10 protein-coding genes and 1 pseudogene are annotated in these 16,240 nt (G+C 71.5%); 5 read left to right on the top strand and 6 right to left on the bottom strand.

The features are described 5' to 3' along the window. Positions 1-113 precede the first annotated feature (113 nt). Positions 114-713 (bottom strand): annotated as a pseudogene (locus GA0115240_RS33355) (hypothetical protein); the annotation flags it as partial. Positions 714-727: 14 nt separating this feature from the next. Beyond that, positions 728-1,123 carry a hypothetical protein gene (locus tag GA0115240_RS33350; RefSeq protein WP_176725244.1) on the bottom strand — a complete coding sequence of 132 codons (396 nt, stop codon included), beginning with the start codon at positions 1,121-1,123 and terminating at the stop codon, positions 728-730. Positions 1,124-1,876: 753 nt separating this feature from the next. Here GA0115240_RS33350 and GA0115240_RS33345 point away from each other — a divergent pair. The 3 genes from GA0115240_RS33345 (at position 1,877) to GA0115240_RS33335 (ending at position 5,861) form a co-directional block, all read left to right on the top strand. Continuing rightward, positions 1,877-3,442 carry a glycosyltransferase family 39 protein gene (locus GA0115240_RS33345; RefSeq protein ID WP_141709059.1) on the top strand — a complete coding sequence of 522 codons (1,566 nt, stop codon included), beginning with the start codon at positions 1,877-1,879 and terminating at the stop codon, positions 3,440-3,442. Between the two features lie 261 nt (positions 3,443-3,703). Then, complete coding sequence (locus tag GA0115240_RS33340; protein ID WP_141709058.1) at positions 3,704-4,258, top strand: DUF6344 domain-containing protein; 555 nt, start codon at positions 3,704-3,706, stop codon at positions 4,256-4,258. A 715-nt stretch (positions 4,259-4,973) separates the two neighbouring features. Further along, the gene (locus GA0115240_RS33335; RefSeq protein ID WP_256070165.1) at positions 4,974-5,861 is read left to right on the top strand and encodes an HAD family hydrolase; all 888 of its coding nucleotides are present in this window, start codon (positions 4,974-4,976) and stop codon (positions 5,859-5,861) included. Positions 5,862-6,010: 149 nt separating this feature from the next. Here the strand turns inward: GA0115240_RS33335 and cydD are convergent, their stop codons facing one another. From cydD to hisC, 4 genes are all read right to left on the bottom strand, one after another. After that, entirely contained in the window at positions 6,011-9,589 is a 3,579-nt protein-coding gene (cydD, locus tag GA0115240_RS33330) for a thiol reductant ABC exporter subunit CydD (RefSeq protein ID WP_093742656.1), read from the bottom strand. 73 nt (positions 9,590-9,662) lie between these two features. Beyond that, complete coding sequence (gene cydB / locus GA0115240_RS33325; RefSeq protein ID WP_093742610.1) at positions 9,663-10,667, bottom strand: cytochrome d ubiquinol oxidase subunit II; 1,005 nt, start codon at positions 10,665-10,667, stop codon at positions 9,663-9,665. Between the two features lie 18 nt (positions 10,668-10,685). Continuing rightward, a complete protein-coding gene (locus tag GA0115240_RS33320) occupies positions 10,686-12,203 on the bottom strand; it encodes a cytochrome ubiquinol oxidase subunit I (protein ID WP_093742608.1) in 1,518 nt (505 codons plus the stop codon). A gap of 224 nt (positions 12,204-12,427) precedes the next feature. Beyond that, the gene (gene hisC, locus GA0115240_RS33315) at positions 12,428-13,504 is read right to left on the bottom strand and encodes a histidinol-phosphate transaminase (protein WP_176725243.1); all 1,077 of its coding nucleotides are present in this window, start codon (positions 13,502-13,504) and stop codon (positions 12,428-12,430) included. Positions 13,505-13,852: 348 nt separating this feature from the next. Between hisC and GA0115240_RS33310 the strand changes: the two genes are divergently transcribed. Further along, positions 13,853-14,959, top strand: a complete 1,107-nt coding sequence (locus tag GA0115240_RS33310; RefSeq protein ID WP_093742604.1) for a LacI family DNA-binding transcriptional regulator — start codon at positions 13,853-13,855, stop codon at positions 14,957-14,959. A gap of 154 nt (positions 14,960-15,113) precedes the next feature. Next, on the top strand, positions 15,114-16,205 hold the full coding sequence (locus tag GA0115240_RS33305) for a metallophosphoesterase (protein WP_093742603.1): 1,092 nt from the start codon (positions 15,114-15,116) through the stop codon (positions 16,203-16,205). The last annotated feature ends 35 nt before the right edge of the window (positions 16,206-16,240 follow it).

Below are 16,240 nucleotides of genomic sequence, written 5' to 3'. Positions count from 1 at the left end.
CTTCGCTACGCCGGCCCCGCCTCCGGCTCCGGCCCGGCCCCTGGAACCGGACCCGACCCCGACCCCGACCCCGACCCCGGCCCAGGAACCGGCCCCGGCCCCGGCCCCGCCGGGACGAAGCGGAAAGTGGACGTGACCGCGTCGAAGATGTCGTGGAAGGCGTCGGCGAGGTCCAGCACGGGCGAGGCACCGGAGATGAGGACGATTTCCTCCGGACGGCCCGGGATGGGGATGTAGGTCTGGGTGAGGACCATCCGGACCGTGCGGGCGTCGGCCTGCTCGACGCGCACGTCCTCGACACCGTAGGTGCGCGCGCACAGGCCGACGTCGGCGATCTCGACGGTGGTGACCTTGCGCCAGGCGTCGCCCTCGCGGCGCGGGGTGATGGTTTTCAGCCCGGCCGCGATGGCCTGCGGATCGGTGGACAGTGCCACCCCCTGCGCGTCGGCGGCGCCCAGAACGGTCACGGTCATCGTCGCGGTGAGCGGAACGCCCTCGAAATTCTCGGCCATGCAGCCGAGGTAGAGCGCTCCGGAGTCGTACGCGTCCCGGGCCATGCGGCGCAGCAGGGTCGTCAGGTCACCGCGGTAGGGGGCGAGCTCGGGGACGGCGCGCACCCGGTCGTCCACCAGGTGGCGCACGGTCGCCTCCCGCCCCTCGGGGCGGATGTCGAACTCCCACCACGATTCGGGCACCGAGACGGAGACGCCCAGCGGCGGTGCCGCGGTCACTGCGCGCCCCGGTCGGCACCGGCGGCCGGCGCCTGCGTCCGCCCACCGGGCCGATCGGGCTGAGCAGGTTGACCCGGCTGACCAGGCTGAGCGGCAGGCTGCATGGACTGGGCGAGTTGCTGTGCCAGGTCGGCATCCACCTTGCGTATCTCCCGCACCACGGTATTCGCCATCTTCTCCAGCCCGCTCAGCTGCTTGTGGATATCTCCCCGGCCGTCCTTCCAGTTGTTCTCGAAGTGGTCGAGCGCGTCCACCACGGACCCGTCTCCCATGTCTTCCTCGAACCCGCTGAACGTGGCCTTCGTATCGTCGAGCCGCTGCACGATCGACCCCAATCGCTGCGCGAAGTCCTCCAGCAGATCAAGAGGAATCGCCAATCGGTCGTCGCTCACGGCTGGGGAATCCTTTCAAGTGAGGAGATCTCCGGGACCCGGAACGGCAGGACAACGGCGATCACGCGGAGGGCGCCTTTCCGGGCGGGATCATGTCGAGGCCGCCTCGCTGGGTCGGATACGTCCTGGCCTCCGGTCCGGCGGCGTGGCGGGAGCCATGGCGAGCCTACCGTTCGGGTACAGCCGCAGGAAGGCGTCGAGGAGTCCGCCGGACCAGCCGAGGTGACCGGGGTGACCGGGGTGACCGAGGTGACCGAGGCAGCCGAGCCGATTCCGGCCGGATCCACCGCGCGGGCAGTGGGCGGTACAGGCGACGGGCCGGTCCGGCTCCCGTTCCGTTTGGTTGCCTTCATCGGCGATGCCCATAGGATAGGACCGAAGACGAGCGGGTTTTCCAGGGGCGGGACAGCTATTCCGGAACCGGAATCCGACCCTCTCGCGCGGGCCCAAGATCCGCCTTTAGCAAATGCGCCGCCAAGGGCGCCCCACGGCAGCGTAAAACAGCCCGCCCCCCGCCCCGAGGGAGGCCGGCCATATGCGGCCACGGCTCGTTTCCGCAGGTCCGGCAGCGATCCCGGGAAGCCGGCCGGATGGTAGCGCGTATACACCCCCCGTGTCGGCTTGCTAATGGTCGGCTGTGCATAATGGCACGTGACCACAACCCATGTTTCGAGCGTCTCCGACCGGGGAGACGACACCGCCAGCCCCGTCGGTTCCACCGGTAGAACGGGGAATCGAATATTCCGCTGGACGGTGCCCTCGCTTCCCGGTCTCGTGGCGCTGGCCTTCGGGCTGTGGCGGCTGACGACCCCGGGGATGTGGCGGGACGAGGCGGCGAGTTACTCCATAGCCCAGCGCAGCCTCGCGCAGCTGTGGAAGATGACCGCGCAGGTGGATGCCGTGCACGGCGTCTACTACCTGCTGATCCACCTGGACTTCGCGGTCTTCGGCCCGAGCGTGCTGGCCCTTCGGCTGCCCTCGGTGCTGGCCGGGGCAGCGACGGCCGCCCTGCTGGCCGCTGTCGGCGCCCGGCTGGCCAATTCCCGGGTGGGCCTGTTCGCCGGATTGTTCTGGGCAGTCCTGCCCCAGGTCAGCCGCTACCTCCAGGAGGGCCGGTCGACCTCCCTGGTGTCTCTGTGCGTGGTGGCGGCGGCCTATTTCCTGATACGGCAGAAGTGGGTCGCCTTCGGCGTCGCCGCGGCCCTGGCCGGCGCGCTGAATCTGCTGTCCGTGCTGTGTCTGGTCGCCTTCGCCGTGGCGCTGGTGGTGTGGCGGACCCAGCGAGCCGTCGACAACCGCGTGCTGCGGCGGGCAGGGGCGGTGATGGTCGTCGCGGTGCTGGTGGGGGCCCTCCCCGTGGCTTTGCGCAGCCACGGTGAGGCGTCGGTGCTCTCCTGGATTCCGCGGCCCAACAGCCACACCCTGATGGGGCTGGCCCGAGCGATGACCGGCACCCGGCGCCTGATCGTCCCGGTCGGACTGCTCAGCCTCCTCGGCTGCGTGTACGCCTTCCTGCGGAGGGAGGAACGCCAGCTCGCGGCCCTCGCGCTTCCCCTCACCGTGCTGCCGCCGGCCCTGCTGATCACGTACTCGCTGATCGGCCCGCCGACCTTCGTGCTGCGGTACGTCCTCTACTCGCTCATCGGTGCCGCCTGGCTGTTCGCACTCGGGCTCGACGCGCTGCTGAGCCTGGCGGCCCGCCTGCTCGGCCTGTTGGCGGGCCGGCTGGGCGGGGCGGTCAACGGCCCGCCGGGCCTGGTCGCCGGCGCCCTCGCGATCGCGATCGTCAGCACGCTGAGCTGGCACAACCAGACGCAGATCAGGACCGTCGACGGCCACGGGGATCCGCTGTTGCGGATGTCGCGGGTGATCCGCGACAACTCCCGGCCCGGTGACGGGGTGCTCTTCTTCCTCGCCGACCGCCGGTACGCCGAGCTGGCATATCCGGCGGACTTCCGCAACACCAGGGATCTGATGCTCGCAACTACGCCGGCCCAGGCCGGCGACCTCTACGGCGAGGAGTATCCGCTGCCCCAACTCGCCGCCCGGCTCAAGGGGTACAAGCGCGTCTGGGTGCTCTGGGGGCGCTTGAAGTGGGTCGCGGAGCGGACCGACGGCTTCAGCCAGATCCGCTCGGACGGCTTCCGGCTCAACGCGACCTGGGTGATCGAACCCTCCGAGCAGGTTCTCCTCTACACCCAGGACCCGAAGGCCGCCAAGGCTGGCAAACACCCCAAGGGCAGCAAGAACGGCAAGGGCGCCAAGGACGGCAAGCACGCCGGGAGCACCGGGAGAGCCAAGAGCGCCGAGAAGCACTGAGAAACCACCGGAGAGCCCTGGGGAGCACTGCGGGGCACCGGGGGGCACTGCGCCCGCTGCCGGCCGGCGCTCGCCTGACGAGTCGCGCCACCACCTGCCTCAGCTGATCAGTCGGTCCGGAAAGCCCGATTGGTACAGACGGGTGGCGTTGATGTGTATATCCGCGAATCCGAGGTGCGGCGCCGTGAAATCTGTGCTGGCTTCCGCATGATCGGACTTGTCGGTTCACCGCATCATGGGAAAGCGAGAGGTCGTCAGATCATGGCTGCTGCAGTAGAGGTCAGGACGTTCTGGAGCGCGCTGCTCAGCGTGCTGCTGAAGTGCATCGCCGCGCTGGGGTTCGCCACCCCGGCCTCCCGGGCCGCCGCCGCCCGCGTGGACGCGCCGGGTGCGGCGCAGGCTCAGGGCCAGGGCGCCGCCCAGGTCGCGGGTCGTACGGACGCGGTCCGGATCGGGGGGCAGTCCGTACCCAGGATCCCGGCACCACGCGGGTACGAGCCGACGCGCCAGGCACGGACCCGTACGCTGCCGCCCACAATGAAGCAGCGGATCCGCGCCGAGGCCCACGGTTCGTCGCCCAGCGCCCGCAGCGTCCGTACCGGGGACCTGGCGGAGGACATCAGTGCGGTGGTGGCGCTGGCCGAAGCCGCCGCGCGGAAGACCGCCGACCCGGGCACGGCTTCGGGTGTCGGCGCGGACGCGACCTCAGGTGCCGGTACGGGTGTCGGCGCGGGTGTGGGCGCGGACGCGACCTCGGGTGCTACAGCCGGGATGACCGCGGGCGTGAACCCGGTCGGCGCCGGCGCCAACCGCTGACGGCGTCTTTTCACCGCTGACGTCCGGCCGCACCTGGCCGATTGCCCCGCTGGGCAGAGCCTCCGGCGGACAACGACGGAACCGGTCACCAGCCGGACCGACCAACAGACGGACCGATCAACAGACGGACCCGATCACCAGACGGACCGATCAACAGGCAGACCGATCCAGTGCCACAGGCCGGCACCACGCCGAAAGGGCGCGACGACCGGCCCGGCGGATCAGCACAAGCCACCACGGATCAACGCGTACCACGACCGATCACGGGCAACGACGACCACCAACGGTCGGGCATCGCAGGGCAGCCACGGCAAGCCCACCGATCGACCCGCTCCACCACTGACACCGAAGAACGCAACGCAGAGCCCAGCCGAACACCCTGACCTTCACCGGCAGTCGCCGCAGCCCCGCGTACGGACACGCGCGGACCGCCGGCCGCTTCCCGGATCAGGCCGCGCCCCGAGTGCGGCAGTGCCGCGCCGCCGTACGTGCCCACGCACGACAGCAGCGCCAGGAGCAGGACCCGCCCCGCGTCCTCGCGGTGGCCGGCGCGTGACCGTCCCGCGCCCGCTCCCAACTGCCTTGCACCGGCCGCGCCCAGGCCGCTCCACCGGCGTCACCGGCGACGTTTCCTCACTCCCGTCGCGACGCCCCGCCCCCACCACCGCCCGGCACCCTCGTCCGGGGCATGGGTGCAGTGCGGGAGGATGACGTCGTGACCTCAGCAAACAAGCCCCCCGCCCGTCCCCAGCCGTACGAGAAGACGTTCGCCGATCCCGCGCCCCGGCTGATCGCGACCGACTTGGACGGCACGCTGCTGCGCGACGACAAGACGGTGTCTGCCCGTACCGTCGCCGCGCTGGAGGCCGCCGAGAACGCCGGGATCGAGGTCTTCTTCGTCACGGGTCGCCCGGCGCGCTGGATGGGGGTGGTCGCGCCGCACCTCGCCGGACACGGGATGGCGATCCTGGCCAACGGCGCCGCGGTGTACGACGTCCGGGCCGGCCGGCTCATCGAGGCGTTCCCGCTTCCCGAGGAGGACGCTCTGGCGGTGGCGTACGCGCTGCGCGAGGCCGTACCGGGGACGGCCTTCGCGGTCGAGCGCACCGGCAGTTTCCGGCGTGACCCCGAGTACTGGTCCGCCGAACCGGAGGGTCCCGGCTCGGTGGTGCCCGTCGAGAGGCTGCCCCTGGAGGCGTTGCTCGCCGTGGACCCCGCGCAGCCGCTGCTGAAACTGCTGGCCAAGCATCCCGCGATCGATCCCGACGACTTCCTGGCCACCGCTTTGTCGGTCGCGGGCCGGCACGGCGAGATCACCCGGTCCAGTGAGTCCGCGCTGCTCGAAGTCAGCGGGGCAGGGGTCAGCAAGGCCACCACGCTCGCCAAGTGCTGCGCCGAACGCGGGGTGACCGCAGCCGAGGTGGTGGCCTTCGGGGACATGCCGAACGATCTGGCCATGCTGGACTGGGCCGGCACCGCCTACGCGGTCGCCAACGCCCACCCCCAAGTGCTGGCCGCCACCATTCTCCACACCGACAGCAACCAGGACGACGGCGTGGCCCGCGTCATCGAGCGCATCGTCGCGGCCCGTCAGGAAACGTGACGGCAAGAGGTCCGCCCGTAAGAAGACCGCTCGCAAGAAGACTGCCCGTAAGAAGACTGCTCGCAAGCAGCCGCGGATCCGTCAGGCTTCCCGACCTCCCGTGCCGCGGGCGGTCAGGCGGGCGGTCAGGCGGCCGGTCACGCGGGCCGTCACGCGGCCAGCCCCGCCGTCCGGCCACCCGCCACGGCCGGATGCGCGTCGGCTTCCCGCTCCCGCTCCAGCGTGCGGCGGAAGGGCCCGTCCGCCGTGGCCAGTTCGTCATAGGTCCCGCGTTGGACGACCCGTCCGGCCGCCAGCACCAGGATCTCGTCCACGGCGCCGTCCGCGAGGCCGGCGAGCCGGTGGGTGACGATCAGGGTGGTACGGCCCCGGGTGGCGGCAAGCAGGTCGGCGGTCAGGGCGTCGGCGGTCGCGATGTCGAGGTGCTCGGCCGGCTCGTCCAGGATCAGCACCGGGAAGCGGGCCAGCAGCGCGCGAGCCAGGGCGAGCCGCTGCCGCATGCCGCCCGACAGCCGGGCCCCGTGCTCGCCGACGGCGATGTCCAGATCGATGTCCAGCCGGGCGGCGGCCAGTGCGGCGCGCAGTTCGTCGTCGTCTGCGGCGGGCCGGGCCAGCCGCAGATTCTCCCGAACCGTGCTGTCGAAGACATGGGCGTCCTGGGCGCACAGGCCCACCAGTCGCCGTACGTCGTCGCCGGCCAGTGCCGCGGCGTCCCGCCCGGCCAGCGTGTACGAGCCGGCCTCCACGTCCAGGAACCGCAGCAGGACCTGCGCCAGGGTGGTCTTGCCCGCGCCGGACGGGCCGACCACCGCGATCCGGCGGCCGGGTGTCAGCGTCAGGTCCACCCCTGCCAGCGCGGGCCGGTCCTGTCCGGGGTGACGGGCCGTCAAGCCGCGGATCACCAGCGGATACGGTGCCGCGGGCGCCTCGGTTGGCGTTTCCGGTTCGGTGACCGGCGGCGGTGTGTCCAGTACTTCCCGGACCCGTTCGGCGGCCCGGCGACTGCGCTGCCGCTGCTGGGCGGCGAGCGGCATGCCGTTGACGGCCTCGAAGGCGGCGAGCGGCAGCAGCACGACAACGGCGAGGGTCACGCCGGGCAGGTCGTGCCCGGCCACCGCGCGCACCCCGGCCCAGGCGCAGGCCGTCACGGTGAGGCCGCTGATCAGCGCGGTCAGCCCGGCGCCCAGTGCGGTGGTCGCGGCCGAGCGGGCCGTGATCGCCGTGAGCGTGCGGTCGGCGCGCTCGGCGGCACGGCGGCGGCCGGTGAGCGCGCCGGCCACGGTGAGTTCCGCGGTGCCGGTGAACAACCCGAGCACCTGGGCGGACAACTCGCCCCTGGCCGGGGCGACCCGGCCCTCGGTGCGGCGGGCCACCGCGACGGCCAGCGCGGGCACGGCGGCGCCGGCGGCCAGCAGCCCGGCCGCCAGGATCACCCCGGCGGTCGGCAGCAGCCACCCGGTGAAGGCCGCCGCCGCGGCAGCTGTCGTGCCGGCGATCACGGCCGGCAGCAGCCAGCGCAGGAAGTAGTCCTGCACCCCGTCCACGTCGGCGACCAGCCGCGACAGCAGGTCACCGCGCCGTACTTCGCGCAGCCCGGCGGGCGCCAGCCGCTCCAGTCGGCGGAAGACCGCGACCCGCACCTCGGCCAGCGCCCGCAGCACGGCGTCGTGCCCCACCAGCCGCTCCCCGTAGCGGAAGACGGCCCGCCCGATCCCGAAGGTCCGGGTGGCGGTCACCGCCACCATCAGATACAGCACGGGCGGATGCTGCGAGGCGCGGCTGATCAGCCACCCGGACGTGCCCATCAGGCCCACCGCGCAGCCCAGGGCCAGCACTCCGAGTGCCGCCGCCCCGGCGAACCGCCGCCAGAACCCGGCGCCCCGGATCAGCCCGGCCACCCGGCCCGCGGTCGGGCGGCCGCGCCGGCCGGGAGGGGAAGCCGTCGGGGCTCCCTCGTCCGCGTCGTTCACAGCGTTCGACGCGACCGAAGCGACCGAAGCGACCGCACTGTCCGAAGCATCCGCCGAGATGTCCGGTTCCGGGGGCGCGGCCGCCGGGACGCGCTGGGCCGGGAAGGCCGCCGCCGCAGGAGTGACGGGCACGGCGGAAGGAGTCGGCGAGGACAGCGGGAGTACCCGGTCGGCCAGCGGCAGGAGGGCCGGGCGGTGGGCCGTCACCACGACCGTGCGGCTGGCGGCGAGCCTGCTCAGCGCCGCGATGACCTCCGCCTCCGTCACGCCGTCGAGGTGGGCGGTCGGCTCGTCGAGCAGCAGCAGGGGGCGGTCGGCCAGGAACGCGCGGGCCAGCGCCAGGCGTTGCCGCTGGCCCGCGGACAGCCCACTGCCGTCCTCCCCGATCCGGTCCCCGGCGGCGGCGAAGGCCGCGGCTCCGGCGGCGGCGAGCGCGGCCCCGACCTCGGCGTCGGTCGCTCCGGGCCTGGACAGCCGCACATTGTCCGCGATCGTGCCGGCGAACAGGTGCGGGCGCTGCGGCACCCAGGCGATCTGGCGGTGCCAGGACGCCGGGTCGAGGTCGGCCAGGTCGGTGCCGTCGACCAGGATCCGTCCGGCGGCAGGCGGTGCGAAGCCGAGCAGTGCGCTGAGCAGGGTGGACTTTCCGATGCCGCTGGGTCCGGTGACGGCGAGCGTCTCTCCGGCGGCCAGCGTGAAGGTGGTCGCGGCCAGCAGACCGTCCTGCCGCACCGTGAGGTCTTCGACCTGGATGGTGGCCGTCCGCAGATCGGGCGCGGGCCGACCGCCGGCCGCCGATCGCGGCGCGGTCTCCAGCACCTCGAAGACCTGCTCGGCGGCGGCCAGTCCCTCTGCGGCAGCGTGGTACTGGGCCCCCACCTGCCGTAGTGGCAGATAAGCTTCCGGCGCGAGGATCAGCACCAGCAACCCGGTCCGCAGATCGAGTTCGCCGTGCACCAGCCGCATGCCGATGCCGACCGCCACCAGGGCCACCGCGATGGTCGCCAGCAGTTCCAGCACGAAGGACGACAGGAACGCGATACGCAAGGTGCGCAGCGTCGCCCGGCGGTAGTCCCCGGTGATCTCCCGGATCCGGTCCGCCTGCGCCTTCGCCCGCCCGAAGACCTTGAGGGTGGGCAGCCCGGCGACGACGTCGAGGAAGTGTCCGGACAGCCGGCCGAGCAGCGCCCACTGCCGGTCCATCCGCTCCCGGGTGGCCCAGCCGACCAGCACCATGAACAGCGGGATCAGCGGCAGCGTCACCACGATGATCGCCGCCGACACCCAGTCCGCGGTGACGATTCTGGCCAGCACCACCACCGGCACCACCACCGCGAGCCCCAACTGCGGCAGGTAACGGGCGAAGTAGTCGTCCAGCGCGTCCACCCCGCGCGTGGCGAGCGTGGTCAGCTCGCCGCTGCGCTGCCCGGTCAGCCAGCCGGGGCCGAGCGCGCCGGCGTGCTCCAGCAGCCGCAGCCTGAGCTGCGACTTCACCGCGGCCCCGGCCCGGTGGGCGCACAGTTCGGTGAGCCAGGCGACCAACGCCCGCCCCGCCGCCACGCCGGCCAGCCCCAGCAGGTCGCTCCGCAGCGCACCGGCTCCGTCGCCGTGCTGGAAGCCGCCCACCACGACATCGGCGATGAGGACGGCTTGGGCGACGATCAGGACCGCGCCGACCAGCCCCAGCAGTACCGACCCGGCGAGGAAGACACGGCTGGTGCGGGCGTACCGCAGCAGTCGCGGATCGACAGGTTTCACGTGGAACATCCCCCTTCGATCGCTTCGCCCGGAAGATGTTCCACGTGGAACATCGCCGGCCGCGCCGCGGGCATCAGTGCGCCGCTTCCGCTATGTGCTGGGTGCCGATCCGCTTGCGGAACACCCAGTACGTCCAGCCCTGGTAGAGCATCACCAGTGGCGCGGCGATGCCCGCGCACCACGTCATGATCCGCAGCGTGTACGGCGTCGCGGACGCGTTGCCGACGGTCAGGCTCCAGGCCGGGTCGAGCGAGGAGGGCATGACGTCGGGGAAGAGGGTGAGGAAGAACATCGCCATGACGGCCGCGATCGTCACCCCGGAGCAGGCGAACGACCAGCCCTCGCGGCCGGCGAGATTCGCCCCGAGCGCGGCGGCCAGGGCGGCGAGCGCCACAATCAGCGCCACCAGGCTGCGGCCGTTGCCGGTATGGAGCTGCGTCCAGATCAGGAACACCGTCGCGAGGGTGAACGCCGCCAGGCCCGTCCGGGTGGCCGTCGTCCTGGCCCGTTCCCTGATCGGCCCGAGCGTCTTCAGCGAGGCGAACACCGCGCCGTGGAAGGTGAACAGCGTCAAGGTGACGGCTCCCCCGAGCAGGGCGTAGCCGTTCAGCAGATCGAAGAGTCCGCCGACGTACTCCTTGTTCGCGTCGATCTTCACCCCGCGCACGATGTTGGCGAAGGCCACGCCCCACAACGCGGCGGGCAGCAGCGAGGTCCAGAAGATCGCGTGCTCCCAGTTGCGCTGCCAGCGTTCGTCGGGCCGCTTGGCGCGGTACTCGAAGGCGACCCCGCGGACGATCAGACACACCAGGATGACCAGCAGGGGCAGATAGAAGCCGGAGAAGAGGGTGGCGTACCAGTCGGGGAAGGCGGCGAAGGTGGCGCCGCCCGCGCTGAGCAGCCACACCTCGTTGCCGTCCCAGACCGGGCCGATGGTGTTGATCAGCACGCGCCGCTCGGTGCGGTCGCGGGCCAGCAGTCGGGTCAGCACGCCGATCCCGAAGTCGAACCCTTCGAGGAAGAAGTAGCCCGTCCACAGGACGGCTATCAGGACGAACCAGACGTCGTGCAGATGCATCTCGCGCTCCTCAGGACCTCAGTAGGAAAAGGCCATCGGCCGGTCGGCGTCCGCGTCGTCGTCCCGGTCGCCGCCGATCCTGGTGGGGGACCGGCGGTCGTCGTCGGTGAGTTCGGGCGGGCCGGCCTTCGCGTACTTCGCCAGCAGCCGCACCTCGACCACGGCCAGTACGCCGTAGAGCAGGGTGAAGACGGTCAGCGAGGTGATGACGTCGCCGGTCGAGACCCCGGGGGAGACCGCGTCGCTGGTGCGCAGCAGGCCGTAGACCACCCACGGCTGGCGGCCGGTCTCGGTGAAGATCCAGCCCCAGGAGTTGGCGAGCAGCGGGAAGACCATGGTCCACAGGGCGATCCGCCAGTACCAGCGGGCCAGTCCGTCGCTGATCCGGACGCTCCGGGTGAGCATCAGATGCGGCACCTCGTCGTCGTCCGTCCGGTGCTCGGGCGCGACCCAGAATCTGCGCCGGGTGAGCCACAGCCCGGCCGCGCCGACCCCGATGGACACCACTCCGAAGCCGATCATCCAGCGGAAGCCCCAGTAGGCGACGGGGATGTTCGGCCGGTAGTCGCCGGGGCCGTAGGTGGCCTGCTCGGCCTTGTTCACATCGTTGATGCCCGGCACATAGCTGGTGAAGGAGTCGTCGGCCAGGAAGGAGAGCAGGTTCGGGAGGTCGATCGCGACCTCGTTGTGGCCCTTGTTGACGTTGCCGACCGCGAAGATCGAGAAGGGCGCGCCCTTCTGGCCGTCCCACAGCGCCTCGGCCGCGGCCATCTTCATCGGCTGCTGCTTGAACATGACCTTGCCCAGGGTGTCGCCGCTGATCGCGGTGAGCGCGCCGGCCAGCACCGCGACCACCAGCGCCAGCCGCAGCGAGGACCGCATCACCGTGATGTGCTGCTTGCGCGCCAGGTGGTAGGCGGCGACGCCGATCATGAAGGCCGCGCCGGTCAGGAAGGAGGCGGACATGGTGTGGAAGAACTGGGCGAGCGCGGTGTTCTGGGTGAGCACCGCCCAGAAGTCGGTGAGTTCGGCCCGCTTGGTGACGGGGTTGTAGCGGTAGCCCACCGGGTGCTGCATCCAGGAGTTGGCGGCCAGGATGAAGTACGCGGACAAGATGGTGCCCAGCGAGACCATCCAGATGCAGGCGAGGTGGATGCGGCGGGGCAGCTTGTCCCAGCCGAAGATCCACAGACCGATGAAGGTCGACTCGAAGAAGAAGGCGATCAGCGCCTCGAAGGCGAGCGGGGCGCCGAAGATGTCGCCGACGAAGCGCGAGTAGTCCGACCAGTTCATACCGAACTGGAACTCCTGGACGATGCCCGTCACCACGCCCATGGCGATGTTGATCAGGAAGAGCTTGCCCCAGAATTTGGTGGCTCTGAGGTAGGTGTCCTTGCCGGTGCGCACCCACGCGGTCTGCATCCCCGCGGTCAGCGCGGACAGCGAGATCGTCAGGGGTATGAAGAGGAAGTGGTAGACGGTGGTGACACCGAACTGCCACCTGGCGACGTCCAGAGGCCCGAGAGCGAGCTGCACGATACGTCTCCTTTCCGGTGATACGAGCTCCGCTTGTGAACGTGAACTCATTCACAAGCAGTATCACGCACAGCAGTTCGCCCCCTGCCACCGGGGGGTGGTCAGGGGGCGAAAGGGCAGATCAGGGGAGGTTTCGTCGGCGTTTTCCGGCTGCGGCCCCCACTGCGGTTTCCCACTGCGGCTTCCCGCCGCGGCCCGCGAGGAAGCCGGGCGGCGCTTCCCGGCTACAGCTCCTTGCGGAACTTCTCCGCCGCCCGCAGCAGCAGATCGTTCGCCTCGGTCTCGCCGATGGTGATCCGGACTCCTTCGCCGGCGAACGGCCGGACCGTGGCACCGGCCCGCTCGCACGCCTCGGCGAAGTCCACGGTGCGCTCCCCCAGCCGCAGCCAGACGAAGTTGGCCTGGGTCTCGGGCACCGTCCAGCCCTGCGCGGCCAGATGCTCGACCACCCGGGAGCGTTCGGCGACCAGGCCCGCGACCCGCTCCAGCAGCGCCGGTTCGGCGCGCAGGCTGGCCACCGCCGCGTCCTGGCCGACCTGGCTCACACCGAAGGGGACCGCCGTCTTGCGCAGCGCCGCGGCCACCGGCTCGTGGGCGATCGCGAAGCCGACCCGCAGCCCGGCCAGGCCGTAGGCCTTGGAGAAGGTGCGCAGCACCGCGACATTGGGACGGTCCCGGTACAGGTCGATGCCGTCGGGCACCTCGGGATCGGTGTTGAACTCCCGGTACGCCTCGTCCAGCACCACCAGCACATCGGCCGGCACCCGGTCCAGGAAACGTTCCAGCGCCGCCCGCCGGACCACCGTCCCGGTCGGGTTGTTGGGATTGCAGACGAACACCAGCCGGGTCCGCTCGCCGACCGCGTCCGCCATCGCGTCCAGGTCGTGCGTCTCGGCGGCGTCCAGCGGCACCTGCACCGCCCGGGCGCCGCTGATCCGCGTGATGATCGGATATGCCTCGAAGGAGCGCCAGGCATAGACCACCTCGTCGCCCGGCCCCGAGGTCGCCTGTACCAGTTGCTGCGCCACACCGACCGAGCCGGTGCCGGTCGCCACGTGCTCGGCGGGCACGTCGAAGCGCGTCGCCAGTTCCCCCGTCAGCAGCGAGCAGGCCAGATCCGGGTAGCGGTTGACGGCGCTCATGGCGGCGGTGACGGCCTCCATGACACCCGGCAGCGGGGGATACGGGTTCTCGTTGGAGGACAGCTTGAAGGCAGGTAGGCCCTCGGTCGCCGTCGGGGGCCGGCCCGGCTTGTACGTCGGGATGCCGTCGAGTTCCGCGCGCAGCTTGGGGGTGCTCATGACCACACCCTACGAGCGGCGGGACCGGCTGGGGAGGGGTGCGCCGGGTCACGGGAAAGGGGGTGCGCGGCCGGCGACCCGCGCCGGGTGCGCCGACGGACCGGAAAACGTGCCCGGGTGGCGTGCGCGGTGGCGCGCATCCCCCGTAGGAGTGAGTTGCCGGGACCAGCCGTCGCGGACCAATGGCCGGGTGATCCCGGCGCCCGGGACCGCATCGCCCGGACCTGGGCCACTGCCGCCTGCATATTCCACTTTGCATACGGCTTTCGATCTTGCAGAAACCGTTCTTCTTGGGGGTTGCGCTGGCGGAAGCCGGATGGACCAGCACCGCCCTACTATCGGCACGCCATGACAGCTGCAGGGAAACACCAGGCGAACCGGCCCGTCGGACGCCGGCTGGAGCGGGCGGGGATCAGGGACGTCGCCGCTGCCGCCGGAGTCTCGATCACGACTGTCTCCGACGCGCTCAACGGCAAGGGCCGACTGCCCGACGCCACCCGTCGCCATGTCCGGGAGGTCGCCGACCGGCTCGGCTACCGGCCGTCCGCGGCCGCCCGCACACTGCGCACCGGCAAATCCGGCCTCATCGGTCTGACCGTGACGACCTACGGCGAAGAACCGTTCACCTTCACCGAGTTCGCCTACTTCGCGGAGATGGCCAGGGCCGCCACCTCGGCGGCACTCGCCCGCGGCTACGCCCTGGTCATCCTGCCCGCCTCCTCACGGCACGACGTGTGGGGGAACGTGGCGCTGGACGGCACCGTGGTGATCGACCCCTCCGACCAGGACCCGGTGGTCACCGAACTCGTCCGGCAGGGCGTGCCGGTGGTCAGCGACGGCCGCCCGGCCGGCAGCCTGCCGGTGCACGCCTGGGTCGACAACGACCACGAGGAGGCCGTGCTCGGCATCCTCGACCACCTCGCCGCGGCCGGTGCCCGCCGGATCGGTCTGCTCACCGGCACCAGCACGGACACCTACACCCGGCTGTCCACCACCGCGTATCTGGAGTGGTGCGAACGCGTCGGCCAGGAACCGGTCTACGAGGCGTATCCCGCCCACGATCCCTGCGCGGGCGCGGTCGCCGCCGACCGGTTACTCGCGCGCCCGGACCGACCGGACGCCGTCTACGGGCTGTTCGACCCCAACGGCACCGATCTGCTCGCCGCCGCCCGGCGCTACGGCCTGCGGGTCCCCGACGACCTGCTGCTGGTCTGCTGCAGCGAGAGCGGCGGCTACGCCGGCACCGACCCGCCGATCACCACCTTGTCCCTCCAACCGCGGCGGATCGGCACCGCGGTGGTGCAGCTGCTCATCGACGCCATCGAGGGCAACGGCCCGGCCCATCCCGTACAACAGGTGATGCCGACCGAGTTGATCGTCCGGGCGTCGTCGCAGCGCCGGGCGCACCGCACCACCGTCAGCCCCCCGCGCGGACCCGCCCGCGGGGAGGGGTGAGCCGGACGTCCGCCAGGAGGCCCCGAAGCGGCGGCGAACGGGGACTAAAGGGTAGTTTGTCTGAACCTTCTGAAAACCAGGTGCCTGGGTATGTCACAACGCGCCAGCGTCATTCCTATGATGGGCGGATGGCGGCGCGATCGTGGAGGGGTCGATGACTCAGGGGGCAGATCAGGGGTACGACCCCGGATCCGGGTACGAGCCCGGCTTCGAACCCGCGCCCGATTACGGGGCGGCGCCGGAATTCGAGCGGGCGCCGGACGGCTACTCGCCGCTTGCGGCCGTCTACGACCCCGCCAGGCCGGAGGTTCCGCTGGTGTCGACGGACTACACGCCGACCGAACAGGATCTCCCGGTGATCACGGCGACAGCCGAGAACGGTGACCGGCCCGGTCCGCTCTTCGTGGTCGGCGATGTGCACGGCTATCTGGCCGAGTTGCTGGCCGAGCTGCGGCAGACCGGACTGGTCGACGAGGAGGGCCACTGGTCGGCGGGCAGCGCGCGGCTGTGGTTCCTCGGCGACTTCACCGACCGCGGCCCCGACGGCGTCGGCGTCATCGAACTGGTCATGCAGCTGTCCGCCGAGGCCGCCGCGGCCGGCGGCTACTGCCGGGCCCTGATGGGCAATCACGAGCTGCTGCTGCTGGGCGCCCACCGCTTCGGCGACGCGCCCGTCAACTCCACCGGCGGCACGGCCTCCTTCCTGGCCGCCTGGCGGCTCAACGGCGGCCAGCCCTCCGACATGGAGCGGCTGGAGGACCGGCATCTGACCTGGATCTCCCGGTTGGACGCCGCCCACCTGACCGACGGTCACCTGCTGCTGCACTCCGACACCACCGCGTATCTGGAGTACGGCGGCAGCATCGAGGAGATGAACGACGCGGTCACCGGCGTGCTGCAGCGCGGCGACGCCGACGAATGCTGGGAGCTGTTCCGCAAGTTCACCAAGCGGTTCGCCTTCCGCGGCGACGAGGGCGCCAAGGCCGCCCGCGAACTCCTCGGCGCCTACGGAGGCAGCCAGGTCGTGCACGGCCACAGCCCCATCCCGTACCTGCTCGGCGAGGTCGGCGGCGAGTACGTGCCGGCCGAGGGCGAGGAGCGCGCCCAGGCCGTCCGCGGCCCGATGGTCTACGCGGACAGCCTGGCGGTGGCCATGGACGGCGGCGTCACCATGGACGGCCGACTGCTCGTCGCCCAACTCCCGCTCGTCGTCCAGCCCGTCTCCCCCAACGCGCCCGGGGCCTGACCCTGCCACCAGGTCCCTAGGCCGTGTCTGACAAA

It is taken from the genome of Streptomyces sp. DvalAA-14, assembly GCF_900091855.1.
GTDB lineage: Bacteria > Actinomycetota > Actinomycetes > Streptomycetales > Streptomycetaceae > Actinacidiphila.
Note: the sequence above shows the minus strand (reverse complement) of the source record. Positions and strands in the feature narration are given on the sequence as shown.